Annotated in this window: 24 protein-coding genes; 4 read left to right on the top strand and 20 right to left on the bottom strand. The window is 46.4% G+C overall.

The window, feature by feature from the left end; genetic code table 11:
• Nucleotides 1–14 precede the first annotated feature (14 nt).
• Nucleotides 15–308 (top strand): autorepressor SdpR family transcription factor, encoded by a 294-nt coding sequence (locus AC1TPC_RS05295; RefSeq protein ID WP_482065807.1) that lies wholly within the window; start codon nucleotides 15–17, stop codon nucleotides 306–308.
• The gene (locus tag AC1TPC_RS05290) at nucleotides 298–909 is read left to right on the top strand and encodes an SdpI family protein (protein ID WP_482065806.1); all 612 of its coding nucleotides are present in this window, start codon (nucleotides 298–300) and stop codon (nucleotides 907–909) included. Before AC1TPC_RS05295 ends, AC1TPC_RS05290 begins: the two co-directional genes overlap by 11 nt.
• 35 nt (nucleotides 910–944) lie before the next feature.
• On the opposite strand, the gene rnz is transcribed toward AC1TPC_RS05290, so the two are convergent.
• A complete protein-coding gene (rnz, locus tag AC1TPC_RS05285) occupies nucleotides 945–1,886 on the bottom strand; it encodes a ribonuclease Z (RefSeq protein WP_482065805.1) in 942 nt (313 codons plus the stop codon).
• Nucleotides 1,887–1,997: 111 nt separating this feature from the next.
• Nucleotides 1,998–5,414: a methionine synthase gene (gene metH, locus AC1TPC_RS05280; protein WP_482065981.1), complete on the bottom strand. Its 3,417-nt coding sequence runs from the start codon at nucleotides 5,412–5,414 to the stop codon at nucleotides 1,998–2,000.
• Between the two features lie 166 nt (nucleotides 5,415–5,580).
• Here metH and AC1TPC_RS05275 point away from each other — a divergent pair, with 166 nt between their 5' ends.
• Nucleotides 5,581–6,129 (top strand): 1,2-dihydroxy-3-keto-5-methylthiopentene dioxygenase, encoded by a 549-nt coding sequence (locus AC1TPC_RS05275; RefSeq protein WP_482065804.1) that lies wholly within the window; start codon nucleotides 5,581–5,583, stop codon nucleotides 6,127–6,129.
• 73 nt (nucleotides 6,130–6,202) lie between these two features.
• Here the strand turns inward: AC1TPC_RS05275 and AC1TPC_RS05270 are convergent, their stop codons facing one another.
• From AC1TPC_RS05270 to yneA, 8 genes are all read right to left on the bottom strand, one after another.
• Nucleotides 6,203–6,991, bottom strand: coding sequence for an HAD family hydrolase (locus tag AC1TPC_RS05270; RefSeq protein WP_482065803.1), 789 nt, complete (start codon nucleotides 6,989–6,991; stop codon nucleotides 6,203–6,205).
• A gap of 24 nt (nucleotides 6,992–7,015) precedes the next feature.
• On the bottom strand, nucleotides 7,016–7,522 hold the full coding sequence (locus AC1TPC_RS05265; RefSeq protein WP_482065802.1) for a hypothetical protein: 507 nt from the start codon (nucleotides 7,520–7,522) through the stop codon (nucleotides 7,016–7,018).
• 26 nt (nucleotides 7,523–7,548) lie between these two features.
• A complete protein-coding gene (locus tag AC1TPC_RS05260; RefSeq protein WP_482065801.1) occupies nucleotides 7,549–8,538 on the bottom strand; it encodes an aldo/keto reductase in 990 nt (329 codons plus the stop codon).
• A gap of 45 nt (nucleotides 8,539–8,583) precedes the next feature.
• A complete protein-coding gene (locus AC1TPC_RS05255; protein ID WP_482065800.1) occupies nucleotides 8,584–8,796 on the bottom strand; it encodes a DUF896 domain-containing protein in 213 nt (70 codons plus the stop codon).
• 100 nt (nucleotides 8,797–8,896) lie between these two features.
• Nucleotides 8,897–9,982 carry an efflux RND transporter periplasmic adaptor subunit gene (locus AC1TPC_RS05250; RefSeq protein ID WP_482065799.1) on the bottom strand — a complete coding sequence of 362 codons (1,086 nt, stop codon included), beginning with the start codon at nucleotides 9,980–9,982 and terminating at the stop codon, nucleotides 8,897–8,899.
• A gap of 26 nt (nucleotides 9,983–10,008) precedes the next feature.
• Nucleotides 10,009–11,367, bottom strand: a complete 1,359-nt coding sequence (locus tag AC1TPC_RS05245) for an ABC transporter permease (RefSeq protein WP_482065798.1) — start codon at nucleotides 11,365–11,367, stop codon at nucleotides 10,009–10,011.
• A complete protein-coding gene (locus AC1TPC_RS05240) occupies nucleotides 11,354–12,076 on the bottom strand; it encodes an ABC transporter ATP-binding protein (protein WP_482065797.1) in 723 nt (240 codons plus the stop codon). The genes AC1TPC_RS05245 and AC1TPC_RS05240 overlap by 14 nt, the downstream gene beginning before the upstream one ends.
• 165 nt (nucleotides 12,077–12,241) lie before the next feature.
• The gene (yneA, locus tag AC1TPC_RS05235; protein WP_482065796.1) at nucleotides 12,242–12,616 is read right to left on the bottom strand and encodes a cell division suppressor protein YneA; all 375 of its coding nucleotides are present in this window, start codon (nucleotides 12,614–12,616) and stop codon (nucleotides 12,242–12,244) included.
• Nucleotides 12,617–12,774: 158 nt separating this feature from the next.
• On the opposite strand from yneA, the gene lexA reads away from it, so the two are divergent.
• A complete protein-coding gene (lexA, locus tag AC1TPC_RS05230; protein ID WP_482065795.1) occupies nucleotides 12,775–13,395 on the top strand; it encodes a transcriptional repressor LexA in 621 nt (206 codons plus the stop codon).
• Nucleotides 13,396–13,821: 426 nt separating this feature from the next.
• On the opposite strand, the gene AC1TPC_RS05225 is transcribed toward lexA, so the two are convergent.
• The 10 genes from AC1TPC_RS05225 to AC1TPC_RS05180 form a co-directional block, all read right to left on the bottom strand.
• Nucleotides 13,822–14,076, bottom strand: coding sequence for a hypothetical protein (locus tag AC1TPC_RS05225; protein WP_482065794.1), 255 nt, complete (start codon nucleotides 14,074–14,076; stop codon nucleotides 13,822–13,824).
• Nucleotides 14,077–14,330: 254 nt separating this feature from the next.
• Complete coding sequence (gene glnA, locus AC1TPC_RS05220; RefSeq protein ID WP_482065793.1) at nucleotides 14,331–15,659, bottom strand: type I glutamate--ammonia ligase; 1,329 nt, start codon at nucleotides 15,657–15,659, stop codon at nucleotides 14,331–14,333.
• Nucleotides 15,660–15,704: 45 nt separating this feature from the next.
• Complete coding sequence (locus tag AC1TPC_RS05215) at nucleotides 15,705–16,115, bottom strand: MerR family transcriptional regulator (RefSeq protein ID WP_053376247.1); 411 nt, start codon at nucleotides 16,113–16,115, stop codon at nucleotides 15,705–15,707.
• Between the two features lie 62 nt (nucleotides 16,116–16,177).
• Nucleotides 16,178–17,470, bottom strand: a complete 1,293-nt coding sequence (locus tag AC1TPC_RS05210) for a methionine gamma-lyase family protein (protein ID WP_482065792.1) — start codon at nucleotides 17,468–17,470, stop codon at nucleotides 16,178–16,180.
• A gap of 98 nt (nucleotides 17,471–17,568) precedes the next feature.
• Nucleotides 17,569–18,858: a GTPase HflX gene (gene hflX / locus AC1TPC_RS05205; protein ID WP_482065791.1), complete on the bottom strand. Its 1,290-nt coding sequence runs from the start codon at nucleotides 18,856–18,858 to the stop codon at nucleotides 17,569–17,571.
• A gap of 28 nt (nucleotides 18,859–18,886) precedes the next feature.
• Nucleotides 18,887–19,873, bottom strand: a complete 987-nt coding sequence (locus tag AC1TPC_RS05200) for an AAA family ATPase (RefSeq protein ID WP_482065790.1) — start codon at nucleotides 19,871–19,873, stop codon at nucleotides 18,887–18,889.
• Between the two features lie 90 nt (nucleotides 19,874–19,963).
• Nucleotides 19,964–20,641 (bottom strand): YdcF family protein, encoded by a 678-nt coding sequence (locus AC1TPC_RS05195; protein WP_482065789.1) that lies wholly within the window; start codon nucleotides 20,639–20,641, stop codon nucleotides 19,964–19,966.
• Nucleotides 20,638–21,195 carry a ribonuclease FAU-1 family protein gene (locus AC1TPC_RS05190; protein ID WP_482065788.1) on the bottom strand — a complete coding sequence of 186 codons (558 nt, stop codon included), beginning with the start codon at nucleotides 21,193–21,195 and terminating at the stop codon, nucleotides 20,638–20,640. The genes AC1TPC_RS05195 and AC1TPC_RS05190 overlap by 4 nt, the downstream gene beginning before the upstream one ends.
• 224 nt (nucleotides 21,196–21,419) lie before the next feature.
• A complete protein-coding gene (locus AC1TPC_RS05185) occupies nucleotides 21,420–22,067 on the bottom strand; it encodes a peptidylprolyl isomerase (RefSeq protein WP_482065787.1) in 648 nt (215 codons plus the stop codon).
• Nucleotides 22,068–22,069: 2 nt separating this feature from the next.
• Complete coding sequence (locus AC1TPC_RS05180) at nucleotides 22,070–24,544, bottom strand: transglycosylase domain-containing protein (RefSeq protein WP_482065786.1); 2,475 nt, start codon at nucleotides 24,542–24,544, stop codon at nucleotides 22,070–22,072.
• Nucleotides 24,545–24,622: the final 78 nt, after the last annotated feature.

Genomic DNA, 24,622 nt, shown 5'->3' with positions numbered 1-24,622 from the left:
GAAGGATGAAATAAATGACGACTAATCTTGCCTTTAAAGCTCTTTCTGATCCGACTAGGCGCATCATATTGGATTTACTTCGTGAGCGAGATCTGACTGCTGGGGAAATTGCCGACCACTTTCAATTGACAAAGCCTAGCATCTCCCACCACCTCCGCTTGCTCAAGCAGGCGGAGCTTGTATGGGATGAACGGAAAGGCCAGCATATTTATTATTCCCTCAACACTACCGTTTTCCAAGACCTGTTAAAATGGTTTGTCTCCTTTCAGCAATCAGATTCGGAGGGAATGAAGAGGAATGAAATCTAGCGTATTATCTTGGATCATCATCTCTATTGCCTTAATCGGAAGCTTGGCTGCTTATCCATACATGCCTGAGCAAATGGCTATTCACTGGAATGTAAGCAATGAAATCAACGGATTCGCGCACAAAGCTTTTGCCCTGCTGCTGCTGCCCGCCTTAATGGTCATTCTAATTGTTGTCATTCCGAAAAAGCAAAACTATCAAATGCACAAGTCCGGCATCCATATTGTGCAAAATGTTACGCTTCTCTGCTTGCTCGTCCTGCATAGCGTTACGATTGCTTTTGGCTACGGCGTGTCATTCAATATTGCAAAAGTAATCCTGCCGATGGTTGGCATATTGCTCGCCATCACAGGCTATCATATGCCGCGATTCCAGCCCAACAGCTTTATCGGAATCAGAACGACATATACGCTTGCAAGCGAGAGTAATTGGAGAAAGACGCACAAGAGCGCAGCCAAATTTTATTTAATCGGCGGCTTGCTGATGATTGCGGCTACATTCGTTCCTGCCCCCTATCATACGATCCTCTTCTTCGGTATTTTTGTCATGGTTGTGCTCGCATCCGTTTTCTTGTCGTTTCACTTTGGGAAGGATAGCAAATGAAAAAAACGCGTGGTAGCACCCCGCGTTTTTTTGTTTTACTCTTTAGGCAAACCCCGGTGAATTTCGATGTGGAGAAAATCCGTAGCCGCTTTCACTTGTGGAAAATATAATGCTGCCTCCGCCTCTAATTGGCTAAGATCCTCATTACTGTATCGTCCGCTAAAATGCGTCATAACGAGCTGCTTCGCATCCGCCTTTGCCGCTGCTTCTGCCGCCTCCCTGGTCGTACAATGTCCGAATTCATGCGCTTTCTCCTCCAAGCCCGCGGCAAAAGTAGCTTCATGCACCAACAGATCGGCGCCGATTGCCAGTTTAAAGGCGTTGTCGCAAGGCTTCGTGTCTCCAAGAATCGTAATCACTCTGCCGACAAGAGAAGGTCCGGTAACGTCTTCAGGCCGTACAATTACTCCGCTTGGCGATGTGACGGATTCCCCTTGCTTTAGCTTCCCGTATAAAGGCCCTGCTTCAAACCCAAGCTCTTCCAGCTTATGAACAAGCAGCTTGCCAGGCTGATCACGCTCCGTTATGCGGTAGCCAAAGCTGATTACGCGATGCTCAAGCAAGCCAACCTCTACCTTAAACCGATCATCCTCAAAAATAATACCTTCATCGCCTGATAGCTCATGGATCACAAGCTCATAGTCCAGCTGTGTAGCGCTGATGGAAAATATCGTATCGATATAGCGTTTGATGCCGATTGGACCATAGAGCTGAACAGGCGTCACTCCGCCATCGAACGAACGGCTGCTTAGCAAGCCTGGCAGGCCGTAAATATGGTCTCCGTGCAAATGAGTAATAAACACAGCCTCCATCTTGTTCAGCTTCAGCGGCGTTTGCATCAGCTGATGCTGCGTGGCTTCGCCGGCATCGAACAGCCACCAGCTGCAGCCTGGCTCAGGATGCTGCAGCGCAGCAGCTGTCACATTCCGATACTTGGACGGTCTGCCGGCACCTGTCCCCAAAAACCACATATTCATAACCTCGACCACCTCACGATTAGCAACTGCTTTTTTACTGCGTAAATGGAAACGAAGAGCCCTCTCCAGCTCGTTTTACCGAACGCCAGAGGGCTCTTTCATCATTATAATCTATAGTTTCTCAACGTTAAAATATTGCGCTTCAGGATGGGCAAATACCATCGCAGAAACTGATGCTTCCGGCTCCATCATGCACCCTTCCGTCAATTCGACGCCAATATCCTGCGGTCTCATCAAATCGAACAACGGCTCTTGATCCTCAAGGTTCGGACATGCCGGGTAGCCGAATGATACGCGAATACCTTGATAACGAGCGCCATGGCGCTGCTTCATCGTCATTTCAGCTGGATCTGGATAGCCGCAAATGTCACGCATAATATGGTGGACACGCTCGGCCATCCCCTCCGCTACTTCAAGCGCAACAGATTGCAGCGCATGCGACCGCAAATAATCGCCGTTATCCTTCCACTCATTCGCCAGCTCGCGTATGCCGTGGCCTGCCGTTACGACTAGGAAACCAACATAGTCCATGACGCCGCTGTCCACTGATTTCAAGAAATCAGCAAGGCATAGGAATGGCTCAACCTGCTGGCGCGGGAATGTGAACCGCTTGATCTCCTGCAGCGGATCTGCCGGGTTATAAATAATAACGTCGTTGCCTGATGACTGTGCCGGGAAGAAGCGATACATGCCGTGAGTCTTCACGATACCGTCCGAGGTTCCCTTTTGAAAAATATCATCTACGGTTGCTTTGAGCTGCAGCGCTTTTTCATTGCCTTCTTTAAGCAAATTATCGACATTGCCTTTAAGCCCCAAGTGATGGCCAAGCAGCATCTGCATATTCACATAAGGTATAACATAAGGAAGCGGAACATCGCGCAGCACGTGACGGTCTAGATCCGGCGGCGTAAACACAGGTGCATCCGGCGAAATTTTGGAACGGACGGCACGCGTCAATTCTGGCAATGGCTTTTTCTCTTCCTCTTCCAATCCGCCAGAAGCTTTGTAAGCGGCCATTTCTTCCTCAAGCCGCGAGCGATGCTCAGGGTCCATCAGCTTGTTCGCTATATCGAGGCCATCCATCGCATCCTTCGCATATAGGACGAGACCGTCATATTCAGGGCCGATTCTTGTTTTCGTAAATTTCCGCGTCAGCGCAGCGCCACCTACAAGGATAGGCGCATCAATGCCTGCTGTTCGCAAATCCTGTGCAGTAATGACCATTTGCTGTGCTGATTTTACTAGCAAGCCCGACAGCCCGATCGCGTCGACCTTCTCCTTGCGATAAGCTTCGATCAACTGCTCTGGCGGTACTTTTATGCCCAAATTAATGATTTTGTAACCGTTGTTCGATAAAATAATTTCAACCAGGTTTTTACCGATATCATGCACATCGCCCTTAACCGTTGCCAAAATAATTTTACCTTTAACGGACGATTCGTTTTTCTCCATGAAAGACTCAAGGTAGTTTACGGATGCTTTCATAACCTCTGCGCTTTGCAGCACTTCCGCAACGATAAGCTCATTGCCGTTAAATAAGCGGCCAACCTCTTCCATTCCGCGCATGAGCGGTCCATTGATGACTTCCATAGCCGAATATTTTTTGAGCGCCTCGTCGAGGTCGGGGATGAGCCCCTCCTTCGTTCCCTCTACAACATAGGAACCAAGACGCTCCTCCAGCGTAAGATTCGAGATTTTTTCTTTCTTCTCTACTTTCTTGTCGCGGAAAGCGGCAACGAACGCAGCCAGCGTCTCGTCCGTCGTATTGTAAATAAGCTCCTCTGCCAAGCGGCGCTCTTCATCGGGAATCGAAGCGTAACGCTCCAGCTTCTCTGTGTTCACGATCGCATAGTCTAGGCCTGCCTTTGTTGCATGATACAGGTATACGGAATTGAGCACCTCGCGTCCCGCATCCGGCAAACCGAAGGAAATGTTGCTGAGTCCGAGGATCGTTTTGGCGAGCGGGAACTTTTCCTTAATCATCCGAATGCCTTCAAGCGTCTCGACAGCCGAACCGATGTATTGCGGATCTCCCGAGCCGACAGGGAACATATTCGGATCAAAAATAATATCCTCAGGATTCATCTTATATTTCTGTGTCAGCAGGTTATAGGATCGCTCCGCAACCTCCATCTTCGCCTCGCGAGTTACAGCTTGGCCGCGCTCATCGATTAGAATCATAACGACAGCCGCACCATAACGGTGAATCAACGGCAAAATCTGCTCAAACTTCGATTCGCCATCCTCCAGGTTAATGGAGTTGATAATCGCTTTGCCTTGGGAATATTTAAGACCCAGCTCAATAATATGATCATAGGTGGAATCGAGCATGAGTGGCGCTTTAATTTTTTTCACGACCTGCGGCAAAAATTGATGGACCGCGTAAGCCTCATCGATATCGGTATCCTGCAAGTTAATATCGATAACATGCGCGCCGCCTTTGACTTGCGCCCTAGCGATCTCCGAAGCTTCATCAAACTTCTCTTCCTTCAGAAGCCGCTTGAACTTGCGCGAACCGGAAATATTTGTCCGTTCCCCGATCATGATCGGGCGATTTTCCGGTTCGATAAATACCGTCTCAATGCCGGATACGGCATTCGGATGCGAACCCATTTTTGTACGCGGAGCGTACGCAGACATCGTCTCCGCCATAACCCGAATATGCTCCGGAGTCGTGCCGCAGCAGCCGCCGGCAATATTCAACCAGCCCTGCTCAGCGAATGCCGACATCTTCTTCGCAAGCGATTCCGGCGATTCATGATAATGTCCGTTCTCATCCGGCAAGCCGGCATTTGGATAACAGCTGATCGCAGCGTTTGCGATTTCACTGAGTGTCCGCAGGTGGTCACGCATAAACTCCGGGCCCGTCGCACAGTTTAGACCAATCGAGATCGGCTTAAGGTGCTCCAAGGAGATGTAGAACGATTCTATCGTTTGTCCGGCGAGCGTTGTGCCCATCGGCTCAATCGTGCCGGAAATCATAATCGGAAGCTCTTTGCCAAGCTTGTCAAACGCATTGCGAATGCCGATGCTTCCTGCTTTTACATTAAGCGTATCCTGAGAGGTTTCGAGCAGCAGCGCATCCACGTCTGCTTCAATCAAAGCAAGCGCTTGCTCATAATAGCTCTCAACCAGCTCATCGAAAGTTACGCCGCCGGTTACCGACAACGTTTTGGTTGTAGGTCCAAGCGCACCGGCTACATAACGGGGCTTGTCTAGCGTACTGTATTTGTCGCATGCATCGCGTGCAAGCTTCGCGGCAGCCAAATTGATTTCTCTCGCTTTTTCGGGAATATCGTAATCCGCCAAAACAACGCTTGTAGCGCCAAACGTATTCGTTTCCAAAATATCTGCGCCTGCTTCTAAGTACTGCTCATGAATCAATTGTATAACATCGGGACGAGTCAGAACGAGCATTTCATTACAGCCGTCAAGCTCAGCTCCGCCAAAATCATCCTCATTTAAATTCGCTTGCTGAATCATCGTACCCATCGCGCCGTCCAAAATGAGTATGCGCTCCTGAAGCATTTGTTGTATGGTCGGTTTCGACAATTTACTACACCCTTCCCAAAATCATTAACCCATAGTTTATCAGAATACCTTTTATGTGAAAAGGTAAATCCATCGACAATCGATTTATTTTGATCTATAATAATTATATCATTTAATTTCTATAGGAAAAGAGGGAATGTTCATGGCTGAAATTAGAATTCGCAATACAGAGGAACGGATTCAAGGTGAAGAAGCTGTCCGTGCATTTCTAGAAAAGCAAGAGGTGCTTTACGAGCATTGGAATCCAGCGAAGCTAGAAGAAGGTTTACAGCAAAAATTTGTACTCTCCGATGAAGAGAAACAGCAAATATTAGCAACTTATGACGAAGAAATTCAAGATTTGGCTGCGCGTCGCGGCTATAAAACATGGGATATTATCGCGTTGTCTGATGCTACCCCTAACCTGGATGAGCTTCTAAAAAAATTCGAAAACGTGCATACGCACACAGAAGATGAGGTTCGTGCTATTACGGCAGGACGCGGCATCTTCATCATCAAAGGTACTGACGATGTTGGTTATTTTGACGTTGAGCTGGAAGCTGGCGATGTTATTTCCGTTCCGGAGTACAAGCCGCATTTCTTTACGCTGATGGAAAACCGTCAAATCGTAGCTGTTCGTCTTTTCATCGAAACAGAAGGCTGGATCGCTCACCCATTTGCTGACGAGAAGTTTGCATCGAGCAAAGCCTAATGTCATTCTAACATAATGCAAGCCCCTCGTTAGCAGCTTAAGCTGTCTGCGAGGGGCTTTTTATTGCTATAATTTAAGAGACGAGCAGCGGAAGCAGCTCTTCTAAATGCTTGATTTCATGAGTAGGAACGATCTCGTCATTGCGTACAGCGCCATGGCGATTGATCCAAACCGAGGTCATCCCAATCGTGTTTGCGCCAAGAATATCCGTTGTGAGCTTATCGCCCACCATGATGGCATGATCGGTTTTGATGCCAAGACGCTCAAGCGCATGCTCAAAAATCGATGCGGCTGGCTTACCTAGCCCGAATTCACCCGAAATTATAATATGATCGAAATAAGGAATCAGTTCCGGCACGCCTGCCAGCTTCTCTCGCTGCAAGTCAGGTGATCCGTTCGTCAATAGAAGCAGCTTGTATTTGCCTTTAAGCGCATCCAGAACAGAGAACGTTTCTTCATATACGATCGGACGCGCACGTCTTTCGGCAGGGAACTGCTCAGCTAGCTTTGCGCCTAGCTCCTCATCATCAACACCAACAGCTTTCAAGCCTTGTGTCCAAGCTGCTTTGCGATAGCCGGGTGCAAGGTTCTCTAGCTTGCGGAATTCCTCTTGCTCGCCTTCACGGAAAGGCGCCCAAAGTCCTTCAAACGGGTTGATTCCGATCAGCTTCGTAAATGGGAATGTTTCATATGACTCATAAAGCGCTCTTGCTTCACGGCGAACCGATTCCTCAAGCTCATTAGGATCTACCCCTGTCGCTGCCGCTGCCGCTTGGCATGTCGCTTCAAAGGCTTCCTTTACACTGCGGTCATCCCACAGCAACGTGTCGTCCAAATCAAATAATACTGCTTGTTTAGCCATCGTTGATCGAACTCTCCTGCCTATTTATTTTTGCGAGAAAGAAATGCCGTTCGCTTGTGCGAAGACTTTAAGCTTCTCGCCCATTTCTTCAGTCGGGAAACGGTTAGTCAATTTTGAGAATACCCAGTTTCCGCCTTTGTGCTGCTCTATAATCACATAACCCTTTTGAACGCTAATGCCTTTGATGTTGGACACAGGGATTCGTTTGTCGCCAGTCATACGGCGTGACTGTACAAAATCTTTGCCAATCGTTATGTAGGGTCTGCGGAAAAAGAATAATGCAGCCAGCAAAATATAACAGCCAACGGTTACCCAGAACATCGTATCCATTTTGAATTGCTCTGCGCCTTGCATAAGGATGATGTACATGCCGATAAATAAAATCAATAAGATTGGGGCAATGAAATTACGCCCAACGATCTTCTCAGACTTCTCGGCATTAAAGACGATTTGACCATCTCCTTGCTTCTTGCGTTGTTTGTTTACAACATTCATGTTTTTGCGCACTTTGCGCTCCCAAGATCGTGACAAGCTGACATTCCTCCTAATTGTAAAAGCTATTCAAACGGTCTGCGGAATTTTTCAATGAAGCGATTTGGATAATCCTCCGGCAGCGCGCTTATTTGCTCCAAACGATTCCATACCTCGCTTGGCATCTCCCAGCCTATTGCTCCGATATTATCCTCAAATTGCTCTAATTTGCTGGCGCCGAATATCGGTGAAGTAATGCCTTCCCGCTGAATGAGCCAGCGGAGCGCAACCTGTGCGGGAGTTTTATCAAGCTCTTTCGCTGCTTCAAGCAAAGCATCAAGAATGACAAAGTTTTTATCGAGGGCACGATTAACCCATGCGCTCTCCCCTACCTTAGAGGTTAAACGTCCTTCTGTCGGCTCTTCCCTGCTGTAACGGCCAGTCAGGAAACCGCCGCCGATAGGAGCCCAAGGAATAATGCCTACCTTCTCCTCTAAGCAAAGCGACAGCATCTCGCGATCCATTTGTCTGCTTACCAAGCTATATTGGGGCTGAATGGACACAAAACGCACATAACGGCTAGCATCGCTATAGGCTAGTGACTTCATTAGCTGCCATGCAAAGAAATTAGAGCAGCCTATGTAACGCACCTTGCCGGAAGTGACAAGGTCATCAAGCGTGCGGAGCGTTTCCTCGATTGGAGTAGCATGATCCCACACATGGACCTGGTACAAGTCGATATAATCGGTTTGCAGACGCTTAAGGCTAGCTTCAACGCCATCCATAATATGCTTGCGCGATAAGCCCACTCCGTTGATATTACCCGAAGTGGTCATACGCACCTTTGTAGCAAGGACGATGTCGGAACGCTTGTTTTTAATTGCTTTGCCTACGATCTCCTCGGATCGGCCGCTCACATAAACGTCGGCTGTATCGAGGAAATTGCCCCCGCGATCAACAAAGCGATCAATCATATCGATTGAATCCTCTTCACTTGTCGTATTGCCAAATGTCATCGTTCCCAAACATAATTCGGATACGGCTAGTCCACTTTTGCCAAGCAGATTATATTTCATCTAAACACCCTCTCATGGATATTTAATGAGTACAACTGACATTCATTAATGCTTGATATTGTCCTTATCATCAACAATTTCAATCTGATCCAGCTGTTGACGGAAATTATTTTTGAAGTTAGTCAAATATTGCTTGCGCAGCTCATCTCTCTCAGCTGTTTCTTCATCGGTTAAGCCTACCGATTTATTTTTACGAGCCAGCTCGTTAATACGTTCAATTATTTCCGAGAATTCCATTGCTTGCTCTACTCCTCTCATGATGAAAAAACCTCTACACTATACTTTGACATTTTCAACGTTCAGTTGTCAAGGAATCGTAGAGGCTTCATCGGTAATCTATGGAGTTAGAGCACTGCTATTATTGTAGAACGACCTGATCGCCAGCTTTTAATCCTTTAAGCACTTCCGTCAGCTCGGGCGTTTCGAGGCCGATTATAATTTCTTTCCGCTCATACTGGCCATTACCCGTATCCTTCATGACAAAATGCTTGTCTTTTTCACGTATGATTGCAATCGATGGAACCGCAGTTGTATTTTCCTTGCGCTCAGTCTCTATTGCGCCATTCAAGCTCAGACCTGCTATCAAATACTCGCTAGGCTCAAGAATGATGACGACCTCAAACTGAGCAGCTTGATTTAAATTATTTTGATCCGTTCCTGTTTTCGCAAATTTAGATACTTTCAGTACTTTCCCCTTCAGCTTCAGTTCCTTCATCGCATTCATCTTAACCTGAACCGGCATGCCGGGCTTGATGCGAAAAACATCCTGTTCCCCAACTAGCGCAATGAATTGCAATTTGTTCAAATCAACGACCTTGCCCACATATTCATTGTCTGTTAAAGCCTGCGGCCGTTTGTTGGCATTATCAAATAAAAAGATTCCTGTGGCCGGTGAGCGTAAGCTGGAATCTTTCAGCTTGTTTTTCTTCACAAGCAGCTCCTTCACTTGAATGCTCGACGTCACATCATTCAATTCCTTCGTCAAGCGAGCTATTTCCTTATTAACAAAAACCTTTTTGCGCCCCTCTTCAGTAGATTCCAACGGGCTCGATTCGTCATCCACCTGACTTAAATAGTCATTCAGATCAGCCTCGAGTTTAGCTTTATGCAGTACTGCCTCCGCCTGCAAAATCTCGTTTTGCACCGCTGTCTGATCGAGCTTAAACAGCACATCGCCCTTCTTCACCTGCTGGCCGTCCTCAATTGCCCACTCTGTAACCTTTGAGCCAAAGGGGGCATATACGAGCGTTTCCTGCTCATACAGCGACTTTCCTTTCACCTCAACTGTACTCGCAATCGACTCTTTCGTCACTTGAAACGTAATCGGCTGCGAGTCTGTTGCCATTAGGTCTGCGGGCCTTGATGGATTTCCAATTCTATATAATACAAAGCTGATGCCGATAATAATAAGACCAATTATTGCCCACTTTATTTTCTTCTTCATCTTTATGCTCCTTCTTCAACTTTAAATTAATCTCGTCTTATCGCTGTCAGAGCATCTGTACGTGATGCGCTAATAGCTGGATAAATTCCTGAAAATATGCCAGTGGCAAGCGCGAATGCCATACCGATTGGAATCGTTAATAAAGGAACAAATATAATGACCGAATCCTGTTCGCCGGATAAGTTCGTAATCAGACCATTAATACCCCATACGATCCAGTATGAAAATAATACGCCAAGCAATCCGCCAAGCAGACCCAGCAACGCTGCTTCTACAATAAACATATTTCGAATTTGGCTAAGGTTAGCGCCAAGCACCTTCATGATGCCAATTTGTCTTCGCCTTTGATAGGTAGACATCGTCATAGCTACGACAATTGAAATAGAAGCGATAATGAGAATAAAAACACCGATGCCAAGTGCGGCTGCTTTTATAATTTTAAATTCATTCGCAAGCCGTTCCTTTTGAAATAAATTAGTTTGCGTTGACACGACAAGCTTTTGAAGCTGTCGCTCTACTTGCTCGATTTTGGATTGATTATCGACCTTCACGATAATCGAATTATAGGATTCCTGCTGATCGCCAGGCAGCTTAAGCTCTTTCTTAAGGAGCGCTGCCGTCTCAATCGATATGTAGCCCTTCTTGTCGTACATAATCTGATCATCCTTGAGACCGCTTGGTTTTTTCAGGACGCCGACAACACGCAGCGGCCTGCTTAGAACCTGACCTTCAGACGAATAATAGCGAAACTGTATTTGCTTCTGATATAAAACGGTTGGAATACTGTTTAAGCTTTGATATTGCTCGAACACTGCATCATCATATGGATTCGTGTTTAGCTGCTCTTGTATATTTTGTTTGGTTATATCATCGATCAGACCCATAGTAGCGCCATAGTTAAGCACAATCATGTCCTCAAGATTAGATGGCCCGCCTTGCATGAATTCATTTCCGAAAGCTGTAAGCATCTCCAAATCCGTACCGATCAATTGGGTTTGATTTTGTGAAGCAAGCCCATCTAAAGTCGTCAGCTCCATATATTCAAGCTGCTGAAAAGGAGCTGCTGCCGTCACATGCTTGATTTTCTTCATAATATCAAGCTTTTGCTGCGTCAATTTCCCTTGTTTCAGCGATTCGCTTTCACTTTCATTTGCAGGGGTTTTGCTGCCAGCTCCAGCACCTGTATTTGCTGTTACCGTAATCTCATCCATTTTTAAATAGCTGTTCATCTGCTGCTCGACATAAATTTGCGCAGATTCGCCTATACTCATAGCTACAATTATGGCAGCACAGCCAATCGAAATACCTGCCGCACAAAGTGCCGTTACGACCTTCCTGCGCTTGACTTGATCCCAAGATAATCGTGTAATATCACTTATTCTCAATTTGCGTTCCCCCCGCAAGCAATCTTTCTTGAGCGGCTTCCTGCTCCGTCACGAGGTAACCATCCCGCAGCGTAATAATTTTTTCCGTTTGGGCTGCAACCTCACGTTCATGTGTAACGATGATAAAAGTCGTATCCATCGATTTGTTCAAATGCTTCAAAATCATAATAATTTCTTCTTCTGTTTTTGTATCCAAATTACCAGTAGGCTCGTCCGCAAAAATGACCGATGGCTCAGTGATCAATGACCGGGCTATACTGACACGCTGCTGCTGTCCTCCTGAGAGCTGTGATGGAAATAATTCCGCTTTATCCGGAATTCCCACCTGTTCAAGCAAAGCAAGCGCTTTTTTCTTCCTTATAGAAGGATGAATCGATTGAAACACGAGCGGCAGCTCGACGTTTTCTCGAACGGTCAAATTGGCAATCAGCTCATACGCTTGAAAAATAAACCCGATATGCTTTCGTCTAAACTCAGCCAACCGATTTTCGTTCATCGTAACGATATTGTGGTCTGCAATAAAGATTTGCCCCTCTGTAGGCTTCATTAAGCCGGCCATTAAGTTCAGCAGCGTAGATTTGCCAGAGCCGGAGCTTCCTAACAGCGCAATCATTTCTCCCTTATGTACATCAAAGCTAATATGCTGCAGTACAGCAGTCGCTTCGTTCCCATTCATGAAGGAATGGGATAGCTCTTCAACACGTAACAATTCAGCCTCTCCTTTCAATCCCCTTCAATAGACGAACTTACCTAGGGAAAACCCTGCAGTTCACACAAAAAAACTTTCTAAAAGAAGTAGATTCCATTGATCTACTTGATTCAGAAAGCTATGTATATGATGAAACAATTCTATTAATTGTAAATGACTCTCAAATTAAATGCTAGGAATAATTAGCTTTTGCCCTGGCATAATTTCCGAGGATTGCAGGTTGTTGCGATCTTTAATCAAATAAATGACATATCGAATATCTTGCTTGCCATCGGTATATTGCTTAGCGATTTCCCAAAGTGTGTCACCCGAATGCACGATAACCATATTTTCTCCAGCTGTCGCTTCTGCTGGATAACTGCCGGAAGCAGCTGTTCCTATAAGCAGAAAGCTAGTAAATAAAAGTGCGAACACAGCTGAGCAGACTACAATCTTTGCTGCATGGCGCTTCATCAATCGTCTGATCAAATGGTTAAACACCGTTGTTTTAACTGTTTCTTGTTTGTGTATCGTTCTATTAAAACTTGAACTAGTTATCATTATTCAGCACCCCAAACGTTTGTTCTGTTTTTAGAATACACGAACAAACGTTTGGAGTCAACAAAAAAATACGAACTTCTGTACTTGAGAACTTATGTTTGTACGAACTCCGGTTCTATGTTATAATTTGCTACAAACCTACTAATGGAGTGATCACAGTGTCGAAGATTTCTAACCGACAACATTCTATTCTTGAATTTATTAAGAATGAAGTCCGGGAGAAAGGCTATCCACCTTCCGTTCGAGAAATCGGCGAAGCTGTTGGATTGTTATCCAGTTCAACCGTTCACGGTCATTTGGACCGCTTGGAGAAGAAAGGCCTAATTCGCCGGGATCCCACTAAACCACGTGCTATTGAAATTTTAGATCAAGAAGGTGTGGATGGCATGATCCCCCTTTCCGTTGCCAAAGTACCTATCGTTGGTAAAGTTACTGCGGGTGTGCCTATTACCGCAACAGAGAACATCGAAGAGTATTTCCCTCTTCCTTCACACTTTGTAGGTGACAGCAGCGTATTCATCTTGAATGTCATGGGCGAGAGTATGATCGAAGCCGGTATTCACGATGGAGATTACGTTATTGTTCGTCAGCAGCAAACAGCTAATAACGGAGAAATCGTTGTTGCAATGACTGAGGATGACGAAGCAACGGTCAAGACGTTCTACAAGGAGAAAAATCACATTCGCCTGCAGCCGGAAAATTCCACAATGCAGCCGATTTTACTCCAAAATGTAACCATTCTAGGCAAAGTCATCGGACTGTTCCGGGATATCCATTAAAGCAAGTAAACGTACATAAAGAAGAGGCTGATCCGATATGCGCAAGCATAGTCGACTCAGCCTCTTCTTTGCTATTTATTTTTATTGTGTATCTTTCGGCATTCGATTCATTTTTCTTCACAAATAATGTAATTTTTCCTCCCCACTCCTGCCTGCCCTATGACAAACACCCAATCAATGAGTGATTAGCCCGCATAACCTATAATGTATTCAACACGTAAGGAGGTGCACCTAAAAAATGTCCGGTTACGTTGGTGGAGCTTTTACAAACTTAGGTACAATTTTGGTCCTATTCATTTTATTGGTGATTATCGCATGCAGCTGCGGCTTCGGCGGCTACTAATTCAACCATTAAACTTCGCAAAAGACCCATACTATGGGTCTTTTTGTGTGGACTCATATTTTTATGGCGCACTATTCTAGATCTTATATGGCTCTCTTCCGAAGCTGGCCTACAGTCATTTTTGCTTTTGAAAGATGGACAAGCTGTTGTAGATTAAGCTGTGGATAATCATATAGCAGTCCTTCATAGACGACATGAAATTGACTGTAATTCAGAAAATCATCAGGTGTAACCAGCGTCGATGGACGGTTACAGACCGGAATCCCGCTTTTCCGCATCGTTTCTGCAACGAATTGTGAACAAAAGTAGGAATGGGCGGGCCGTAAATCCCACTCCATATACACCCCCACCAAACCAATCAAATTAGGATAAGTCATTTTGCGAACCGCGCGTATAGAATGCTCCCCCGATTACTAGTTTACTAGAAGGAACGCCTTTGCTTTTATAAAACTTAATTGATTTATCTACACTATATTGGGAAAAATACATCCGAAAATGAGATAGAAACAGAATGACCCGCATGAGAGACACCTTTGGAAAAGTGTCTTTCTTGCGGGTCATTATTAGGTTATGAACTTTAGGGATTCAGATCTTAGTAAAGAGTCAAGTATTGATCTCTTTCCCATTGGTGAACTTGTGTCCGGTACATATCCCACTCGATTTCTTTCAGTTCATAGAAATGGGCAAGCGCATGGTCGCCAAGCGCATCGCAAACGATGTCGCTTCTTAACATTTCGTCAAGAGCTTCCTTCAAATCAAGCGGCAAGCTTGGAATGCCTGCATCCTGACGCTCTTCCTCCGTCATGATGTAGATGTTGCGGTCTGTTGGAGCCGGCAACGGAAGCTTGTTCTGAATGCCATCAAGACCAGCTCTTAGCATAACAGCTAGTGCCAAATATGGGTTAGCAGCTGGATCTGGGTTGCGAACTTCGACGCGCGTGCTAAGACCGCGTGATGCTGGAATCCGAATCATTGGCGAGCGATTGCTTGCGGACCAAGCGACATAGCAAGGCGCTTCGTAGCCAGGTACAAGACGCTTATAGGAATTGATTGTTGGATTCGTGATAGCAGCCATAGCACGAGCATGAAGCAAGATACCTGCCATGTATTGACGAGCTACCGCACTAAGACCAAGCTTGTCCTTCTCATCGTAGAACATATTTGTGTCGCCTTGGAACAACGATTGGTGGCAATGCATTCCAGAACCATTTACGCCGAACAATGGTTTTGGCATAAACGATGCATGCAAGCCATGCTCGCGTGCAACCGTTTTAACTACCAGCTTAAACGTTTGAATTTGGTCAGCAGCTTTAATCGCATCTGCGTATTTAAAATCGATTTCATGCTGTCCAGGAGCTACCTCATGGTGAGAAGCTTCAATCTCGAAGCCCATCTCTTCAAGCGTAAGTACGATTTCACGACGGCAGTTTTCACCCATATCCATCGGTGCTAAGTCGAAATAGCCGCCCTGGTCATTTAGCTCAGTAGTCGGCTCACCGCGATCATCGGTTTTGAACAAGAAAAATTCCGGTTCAGGTCCAACATTCATTGCTGTGTAGCCCAGCTCTTCTGCTTCCTTCAAGGCACGCTTCAAAATACCGCGAGGATCTCCGGCAAACGGTGTTCCGTCTGGCATATAAATATCACAAATCAAACGGGCAACACGATCTTGTGTAACCCATGGGAATACAACCCAAGTATCTAAATCAGGGTATAAGTACATGTCTGATTCTTCAATACGTACGTAACCTTCAATGGAAGAGCCATCAAACATCATTTTGTTGTCAAGCGCCTTCTCTAGCTGACTAACTGGAATTTCAACATTTTTTATCGTTCCTAGTAAATCCGTAAACTGCAAACGAATAAACCTAACATTTTGTTCCTGTGCTATACGTCTAATATCCTCTTTAGTGTAACTCACAGAATCATCTCCTTAGTTTGCAAATCGATTGTTATATTAGTCAAACTAGCGCTTATTTAAGAAACGAGTCAATTGACCTTGAATAAGCGATGCTTGACCTGGTCTTTTCTCGAGCAACTGCTGCTTTAGCAAACGGTGCAGCTGCTGATCAGACAGCTCGCGACGCTTCACTTCCGATTGCTCACTGACAATCGTCGCATCATCCGATTCCTTCGATACCGGATTCATCACTTGCTTAATGCCAGCGATGTTAACACCTTTCTCTATCAATGATTTTATTTCCAAAAGCCGTTCTACGTCATTAAATGAAAATAACCGCTGGTTTCCTGCCGTTCTTGCAGGTACGATCAATTCATGCTGTTCATAATACCGGATTTGCCTTGCCGTTAAATCCGTCAGCTTCATTACGATGCCGATAGGGAATAAGGCCATATTTCTGCGAATATCATCAGCCAAGCCGCATCAACCTTCCACTCGCTCATTTATACTTACATTCTAAACGTTACTATGCAAATGTGTCAAGTTATGTAAGGTTTAATCACAATTAAACCGCTATCCACAAGGCGATATAACGCAGTTAGAACACCGTACTTTGCATGAGCGTAAGTTAGGCCGCCTTGCATATAAGCGATGTAAGGTTCACGTATAGGCGCGTCAGCCGACAGCTCCAAGCTGCCTCCTTGTATGAACGTACCTGCCGCCATAATGACGGCATTCTCGTAGCCCGGCATGTCCCAAGGCTCGGGTACGACATGTGAATCTACAGCTGCTGCTTGCTGAATGCCCTGCACGAAAGCGATCAGATGCTCAGCTTGTCCAAAACGAACCGCTTGAATAAGATCGGTTCTCGGCTCATTCCATCTTGGTTTAGTTACAAATCCAAGCTCTTCAAACAAAGCTGCAGCCAGCACGCTGCCTTTAATGGCTTGGCCCACTAAGTGCGGTGCCAAGAACAATCCTTGGAACATTGGGCGAAGCGTTCCTAACATCGCACCAACCTCGCCACCAATACCTGGCGCCGTCAGTCGATAGGCTGCCGCTTCAACAGCTGCTGCTGTACCCGCGATATAACCACCGGTTTCGGCTAAGCCTCCGCCCGGGTTTTTGATTAGCGAGCCAGCCATTAGATCCACACCTACTTGGGTGGGCTCAAGCAGCTCTGTAAACTCCCCATAACAATTATCAACAAATACTAGCAGATCCGATTTCAGAGCTTTTACCCGCTTGACAATATCAGCAATCTCGGCAACGTTGAATGATGCTCTCCAGTCGTAACCGCGAGAGCGTTGAATTCCGATTACCTTCGTTTCAGCTGTAATCGATTGCTCAATACGCTCCCAGTCCAGGCCGCCGTCCTCTAGCAGAGAAACCTCAGAATATTTCACACCCCAGTCCTGCAAGGAGCCGGAACCATCACCTGGCTTGCCAATTACCTTATGAAGGGTGTCATAAGGTCTTCCCGTTACATAGAGAAGCTCGTCTCCCGGCCGAAGCACCCCAAACAACGCACAACTGATCGTATGCGTGCCTGAAACAAAATGAGGCCTAACGATCGCAGCTTCTGCCCCCATCACATCTGCATAGACGAGATCGAGAATTTCACGGCCGCGATCATTATAGCCATAGCCCGTTGAGCCGGTAAAATGAAAATCACTTACTTTATGCCGCTGAAACGCTTCAATAACTTTCCACTGATTGCGCTCCGCTATCCGTTCTACACTGCGAAAGGCATCTGCTGCCAGCAGCTCAGATTGCTCTGCCAGCTGCTCAAGATGCTCCCACAGCTTCTGGTTCTCATGTTGCAAATTCATTCCGGTATCTTCTCCTTAAAAGTTTTGCGGATGCAAAACTTACTTCGTAAGCATAAGCTTAGTTTTGCGAATGCAAAACTTACTTCGTAAGCAAAACTCTACTCTATAAATTGTTTCAATCGATGCCCATGCTGCTCGTATTCTTGTTTACTGACATGAACGGTTAGACGCAGCGACTGTTCATCGACCTCTTGATTAATAACCTCGCCGCTTCGATAGGCTAGCGCAATGAGATCGCCGCGCTCAGCTGGAACGATGAAGGTTAATGTATCGCCGCTTAGCTTATCTTGAATAGTTTGTTTTAGAAGTTCAAGATCTTCCGATTCATAGGCGCTGATGACAAGATTATCCCCGCCCGTAATGGGCAAATCAGTTAATGTGCCATTATTGACGCACATATCCTTCTTATTATAGACCATCACGGAAGGTTTATCTGCTGCGCCAAGCTCGCCTAATATTTTATTAACGACCTTAATTTGTTCATCGCGCATCGGCGAGCTGCTGTCAATGACATGAAGCACAAGATCAGCCTCGCATACTTCCTCCAGCGTTGCCCGGAACGCAGCAACGAGATCATGCGGCAGATTTTGAATAAATCCTACCGTATCCGTAAGTACGATTTCTCTGCCATTAGGCAGCTCAAGTGTCCTTGATGTTGGATCAAGCGTAGCAAATAATTGGTTCTCTACGTATACGTCTGCATGCGTCAGTTCCCGCAGCAGCGTTGATTTTCCGGCGTTTGTATAGCCAACCAAGGCGACTTGGATCGCACCTGATTTTTTACGGCGCTCGCGATGAAGCTTCCGGTGGCGAACAACCTCCTCAAGCACTGTCTTGAGATCAAAGATCCGATCACGAATATGACGGCGATCGGTCTCAAGCTTCGTTTCCCCTGGTCCCCGCGTACCGATGCCGCCGCCTAGACGCGACAGGTTTTTGCTTTGCCCAGATAGTCGCGGCAGCAGGTAGCTGAGCTGTGCGAGCTCAACCTGAATAATGCCTTCACGCGTTTTGGCGCGGCCAGCGAAAATATCTAGAATCAGCTGCGTCCGATCAACGATTTTGAGGTCAAGCGACTCTTCAAGATTACGGACCTGGGCGCCAGAGAGCTCTTGATCGAAAATGGCCGTTGTCGCGCCAAGCTCATCTGCCAGCGCTTTAACCTCCTGCACCTTGCCTTTGCCAATAAACCATTTGGAATCAACCGTTTCCTTATTTTGCGTAATCGTCGTAAGGACCTCGACCCCAGCCGTTTCGGTTAGCTGCACCAATTCTTGAAGCGACATTTCAGGGTCTCCGCCATTACGCTTATCCTTCGAAGTAACTAAGCTTATCAGTATTGCTTTTTCAATCATATCCGGATTGGTATCGTATGTTTTCTCGCTCATCTCATACTCCTTCTAAACTACGCTGTCATTATGACTTCGCGTCCCACTTCAAATCCTCAGGCCTAATCGTCATAAGCTCCTGCTTGGCAGGAACGGAGCTGGCATATTGCGTAAGCAGACGAACGGCCTGAAACCTAATCGCCTTCTCAATGGAATTCCTAACATACCTGGCATTGCTGAATGAGAACATCGTGCCGAGCTTCTCCTGCATCAAATGCTGCCTTAATTTAAATAGGGTCTGCGGCTGTAAAATATAGTCACGATCCTTAGCCATAAGCTCGCTAATTTGAATCAATTGATCAACCGAATAATCCGGGAACTCGATCTGAATCGGAAAACGAGACGGCAAGCCAGGATTCGTCAACAGGAAATCATCAATCTCTGCTGGGTAGCCGGCGAGAATAAGCACAAATTGATTTTTATGATCCTCCATCGCTTTAACCAGCGTATCGATAGCTTCCTTGCCGAAATCCTTCTCTCCGCCACGAGCTAGACTATAGGCTTCATCCACGAATAATACGCCGCCAATCGCTTTGCGAACAAGATCACGCGTCTTCTGTGCCGTATGGCCAATGTATTCGCCAACCAAATCAGCCCGTTCAACTTCGATTAAATGCCCCTTTGCAAGAACGCCCATCTTCTGAAAAAGCTTCGCCACTATTCGGGCGATCGTCGTCTTCCCCGTTCCCGGGTTGCCCTTGAAGATCATATGGTACACATGTGAGCCGCCAAATAGCCCCGCTTCAGAACGCATTCGGCTAATATAGAGCAAGGCATATATTTCGTATACAAGTGATTTCACGTTTTCCATGCCGATCATCGGCTCAAGCTCTTTCTGAATATCGGCATAATGATCTACGCTTGGAAGCGGCTTGACCGCTGGCAGCGGGTCTGCTTCTAATGCATGAGCAGATGCACCTGTTTGAAACGTTTCTTGACTTCTAAGGACCACATTAATTTGACGGGAAGGCCTTGCGGTGCCATTTCCGGGTCCCGATATGACGTGTCCACTCATCTGTCGCATCACCTATCCTTTGCATCGAAAGCTGTAGCGGCTAAACCGCACTACAAGTTTATTCTACCTTGCAGCAGCATATTAGCAGATTTACAGCGCCGAATCGGAAGAGGAAATACCGAAAGTGAGCAGCAGGGAATCAATCTTCCATTTGGTAAAAGCAAGTACTTCACGGGACTCATTATATACGGGATTGAGCACTTTGGATTTTGTCGCAGCGACTTGAAACGGCTTGAAATCAAGCTTTTTCGCAATTTCCTTTGACCTGGCTGCATGATAATCATGCGTAATAATCATTAGCTCAGACAGCTTATGCTGCTCGGCAATCGTCTTGCTGAACGACAGGTTCTCATAGGTGCTGGTCGCTTTATTTTCTAGCAACAGCTTGTCAACTGAAATACCTTTTGCTATCAGATAGTCGCGCATCCCTTCGGCTTCCGTCTTCACCGAACCGTTGCCGTCAAGACCGCCGGACAAAATAAGCTTGTCCACCAATCCCGTCTTGTATAATCGGTACGCGAAGTCCAATCTTTCCTTAAGTGCTGGACTCGGTACGTCATTCCATAATGCAGCCCCCAGCACGATGCCGGCATCCGCCTTGACCAGCTGCTTATCCATAGGAAAACCATTAATTAACCACAATAAATATCCGCACCAAAAGACGCCTGCACAAATGGTCCAGGCAACAACACGAAACAGGAGCAGCCACGGACGGCGCTTTTTCATTCGTTTCCGCGGTCTGCTCCTTCTACCTGTTGCCGTGTTCATGATTCGCTTAATTCCCCGGTTCTCTCAAGCAGGCTCTTCCGATGCTTAAGACTAAGCGTAAAATAACGGAAGCGCCCATTGCGGATGCTCGAGAGCAATTTGCCGGCTGTTTTGCGCGCTAGTGCCACATCCTTGCCATTTACGTCTCCCTGCCTAAGCGCATCCTCCAGCTCATCTTCATCCATGAGGAATACTTCACCGCTTGGCAGCACGACTACGTCCAAATAAAGATCATCAAACCAAGGCACCTGTTGATCCGTTAAGCCTTGTGTTTTGCATACATCGATATACCATTGCACGACGCGTCCCTTATCATCAAACATCGTCGTCACGACAAAATGCTCGCCTCGCGGGAAATGCTGCATCCATAAATAGCCGCGATCGGCCAAACAAAGTTTCCGTCCGTTATATTCCTTCCATAACGGCTCACGCAATTCATGAATCCGATAAAACGTCACGAGCCCTTTGAACTCATCGCCGTCAAGCGCTAGGCACGAATAGCTTTTGCGCAAGATACGCCGCCAGTTTGCCCGGTCTGAAAATTTTCTCTTCATACGGAACGTACCTTTCCGTTCATTTGGGAATAGCATGCCATCACATGCGCAGCTCTTCCTTGGTTTGATTGAGCAATGAACCAATCACGACTAACGACAGTTGAAATTGACCTATAAAAAAAGATTACCATATCTTAACGTCCATCTCCAGCCGACAGACAAAATAAACCAAGCTATTCGTCCTAAAATGAAAAAATACCGCCTCGATTAGGCGGTATTTTCCATTATTGCTCGATAATTTCAATAGCTTGAATTACAATTTTTTCGGTAGGCTGATTGTTTTTCAATGGTGTTTTCGAAATAGCTTGTACGACATCCATACCGCTCTTTACTTTACCAAAAATTGTATAATTAGGCTCTCGGTTTAAATTCGCCGCATCTGGCCCCGTGCAAATAAAAAACTGACTGCCTCCAGAATTCGGCTTGCTCGCATTTGCCATAGCGACAATGCCTTCTTCGTACTTGATTTCCGTACTCAGCTCATCCGGAATGGAATAGCCTGGCGTACCCGTTCCATTGCCCTTGGGATCACCGCTTTGGATCATAAAGGATTCGATAATGCTGTGAAATGACAACCCTTCATAAAAACCTTCCCGCGATAAAAACACAAAATTATTCACTGTTACGGGTGCTGCATCAGCAAACAGCTCGACGGTAAAGTCGCCTTTCGTCGTTTGAAACTTCGCCAAATACGATTTATCAAGATCAATCTGCATTTCCGGCATCTTGTCCCAGCTCATCGTCTTAGTCGAAGCTGCTTCGCTCTTCCCGCCTGCTTGGCCTGAACCGCTTTTGCCGCAGCTTGCCATAAGCATGACGACTGCGACAATAGCGATCAAAGAAAGGAATCGCGTTCTCTTTCTATTCAACATTACTAACCACCCGTTCCTTGCGAATTGCCGCCGGTTTCAGAGTTTCCTGATGCATTGGTGCTGTTGCCGTTACCATCGCCATTTCCAGGAGTTGGTGTAGGACTTGGAATATCCGTTACGGGATTGTCCGTTACTTCTGGAAGTTCAGTCCCGTCACCTGGAGTAGGTGTGACTTCACCTTCTCCCCCGTCGATTGGAGGTGTTATCTCACCGCCGTCAGGGTTGTTCGGATCAGGCTCCATCGGAATTTCAGGAATCATCTCCGTCTCCGGAATGACAACCTTGATTTTCTGGGATGGCGGGCTTTCCTGATCATTCTTAGCATCATAAGCAACGACATAATATTCATAGGTGATGCCCGGGAAAGCACTCATATCATCAACAGTAGTTAAAGGCGTATCTACGAAATGAATAAATTCACTCTCAGAAGCTTCCTTGCGGAATACTTGATAAGTGATTTCTCCCTCCTTATAAGGATCCCATGACAATTGAACTCTCATCTCTTCAGGAATGTATATCGCATTAAAATTCGATACAGCTGCCGGCGGCTTATCTTCTTTAATGCCTTGCGGTTTAATAAAGCTAGATTTCGGTACATTTTTCATTGCGGACTTCATAACCTTCGAGAACATGGATGCGGCTTGGCTGCTGCCAGTCTTTAGGATGTGGTCCTTATTTGTCTTATCGTATCCCATCCATACCGCTGCTGTCCACTCCGGCGTGTAGCCGACGAACCAAGCGTCACGGATACCCGAGCCTGTATAACCCGGAATACCGTGCTGAGTTGTGCCTGTTTTGCCAGCCAAAGGACGATCAATTGCCGCACGCGTACCCGTACCGCCCTTCTGAACGACCGTTTGCATCATTTCAGTTAAATAATAGGCGGTATCGGCAGACATCAGCTGCTTCGGTGCAGGAGCTTTATAGATGTACGGCGTGATCTTTTTCCCTTCGATCTTAGTGATCGTATGCGTATCTACCGATTTGCCGCCGTTAGCGAAGACGCTAAACGCAGTTGCCATTTGCATAGGAGTCGCGCCCTTAGTCAAACCACCAAGCGCTGCCGTTAGATTACGGTCATCCTTCTCCAAGGCGAAGCCAAGCTTGCTCGCAAAAGCAAATCCGCTCTTGAGTCCTACTTGATTCAGCATCCAGACAGATGCTAAATTTCGCGAATCCTTGATCGCTTGGGTCATCGAGACCGGCGTTGCTCCCCATCTATCGGTCGGACAATAATTGCCGTAGCATTTCTGGTCATTAGCAAGTACGGTCCATGGGTAGTAATCGCCTGATTCAAGCGCTGGGCCGTATGAAATGATTGGCTTGAAGGCAGAACCGGGCTGACGGGCAACCTCAACGCGATTGAGCCCCTTCTTCACATAATCCCTGCCGCCTGATAAAGCCTGGATGGTGCCGTCGCGGTGATCGATAATAATCATCGCGCCTTCCACCTGCTGATCATCCTTGCTCTTCTCAAAGTTTTTATCATTGGCAAACTGCGCATCCAGCGCGATTTGCGCTTGCTGGTTAAGAGAGGTGTAGATGCGGTAGCCGCCGATCCGAAGCTCTTCCTCGGATTTATTTGTTTTCAGCATTGCCTCTTCGACAACGTAGTCCACAAAAGCGGCATACTTGTCCGTATTTCTCTCATCAAAGTTTTTTGGAACCTCGTATACGACCGCCTTCGCTTCCTCCATCTCAGCAGCCGTAATATATCCTTGGTCATACATAAGCTTCAATACGACCGCTCTCCGGTTCATTGAATCCTCTGGATGGTTAATCGGATTGTAGCGGTTAGGCGCTTTAGGCATAGCTGCAAGCGTAGCGATCTGCCACAGCTCCAGCTTATCAAGATCGCTGTCAAAATAATATCTCGCAGCTTCCTTAACCCCGTGAACCCTTTTGCCGAAAAAGATCCGGTTCAAATACATGCCTAAAATTTCTTCCTTGGACATTTTATTCTCAAGCGCTACGGCGATTGATGCTTCAGTCGCTTTACGGAAGAACGTTTTGTCTGCCGTCAAAAACACGTTTTTGGCAAGCTGCTGGGTAATCGTACTGGCACCCTCTACAGCGCTGCGGGCGATAACGTCCTTCACTACTGCTCGCCCGATGGCAAAGAAATCAATTCCCGAATGCTCATAGAAGCGCTGATCTTCCGTTGCGACAATCGCATTAAGCAATTGCTTCGGAATTTCCGAGAACTCGGCAAGCTCGCGATTTTCGTTCGGATCTGACAATCTCGCTACTTCTTCACCATTCGCATCATAAATAATTGAAGCTTCGCCAAAGTCCAGCTTATTGGCATTCTCGGTCAACACGCGCTCACCGTTCAATACAATAAGCAAGTAGCCGATAATACCGCATACGATAGCGATAACCGCCGTAAAGAACAAACCATAAAACCATTTCTTCCCCGATATTTTCTTTTTCTTCTTCTGTTTCGGTGCAGTCTGTCTGCGTGGTCGTTCAGCCATTGCCGACTCCCCTCCTGTTGATCCAAAGTTCGTCTATCTATTTTTGCCATAAAACGACAAGAGCAACCCAGCTTGGAG

It is taken from the genome of Paenibacillus sp. Y280 (assembly GCF_056786335.1).
This window is presented reverse-complemented; position numbering and strand designations above follow the sequence as displayed.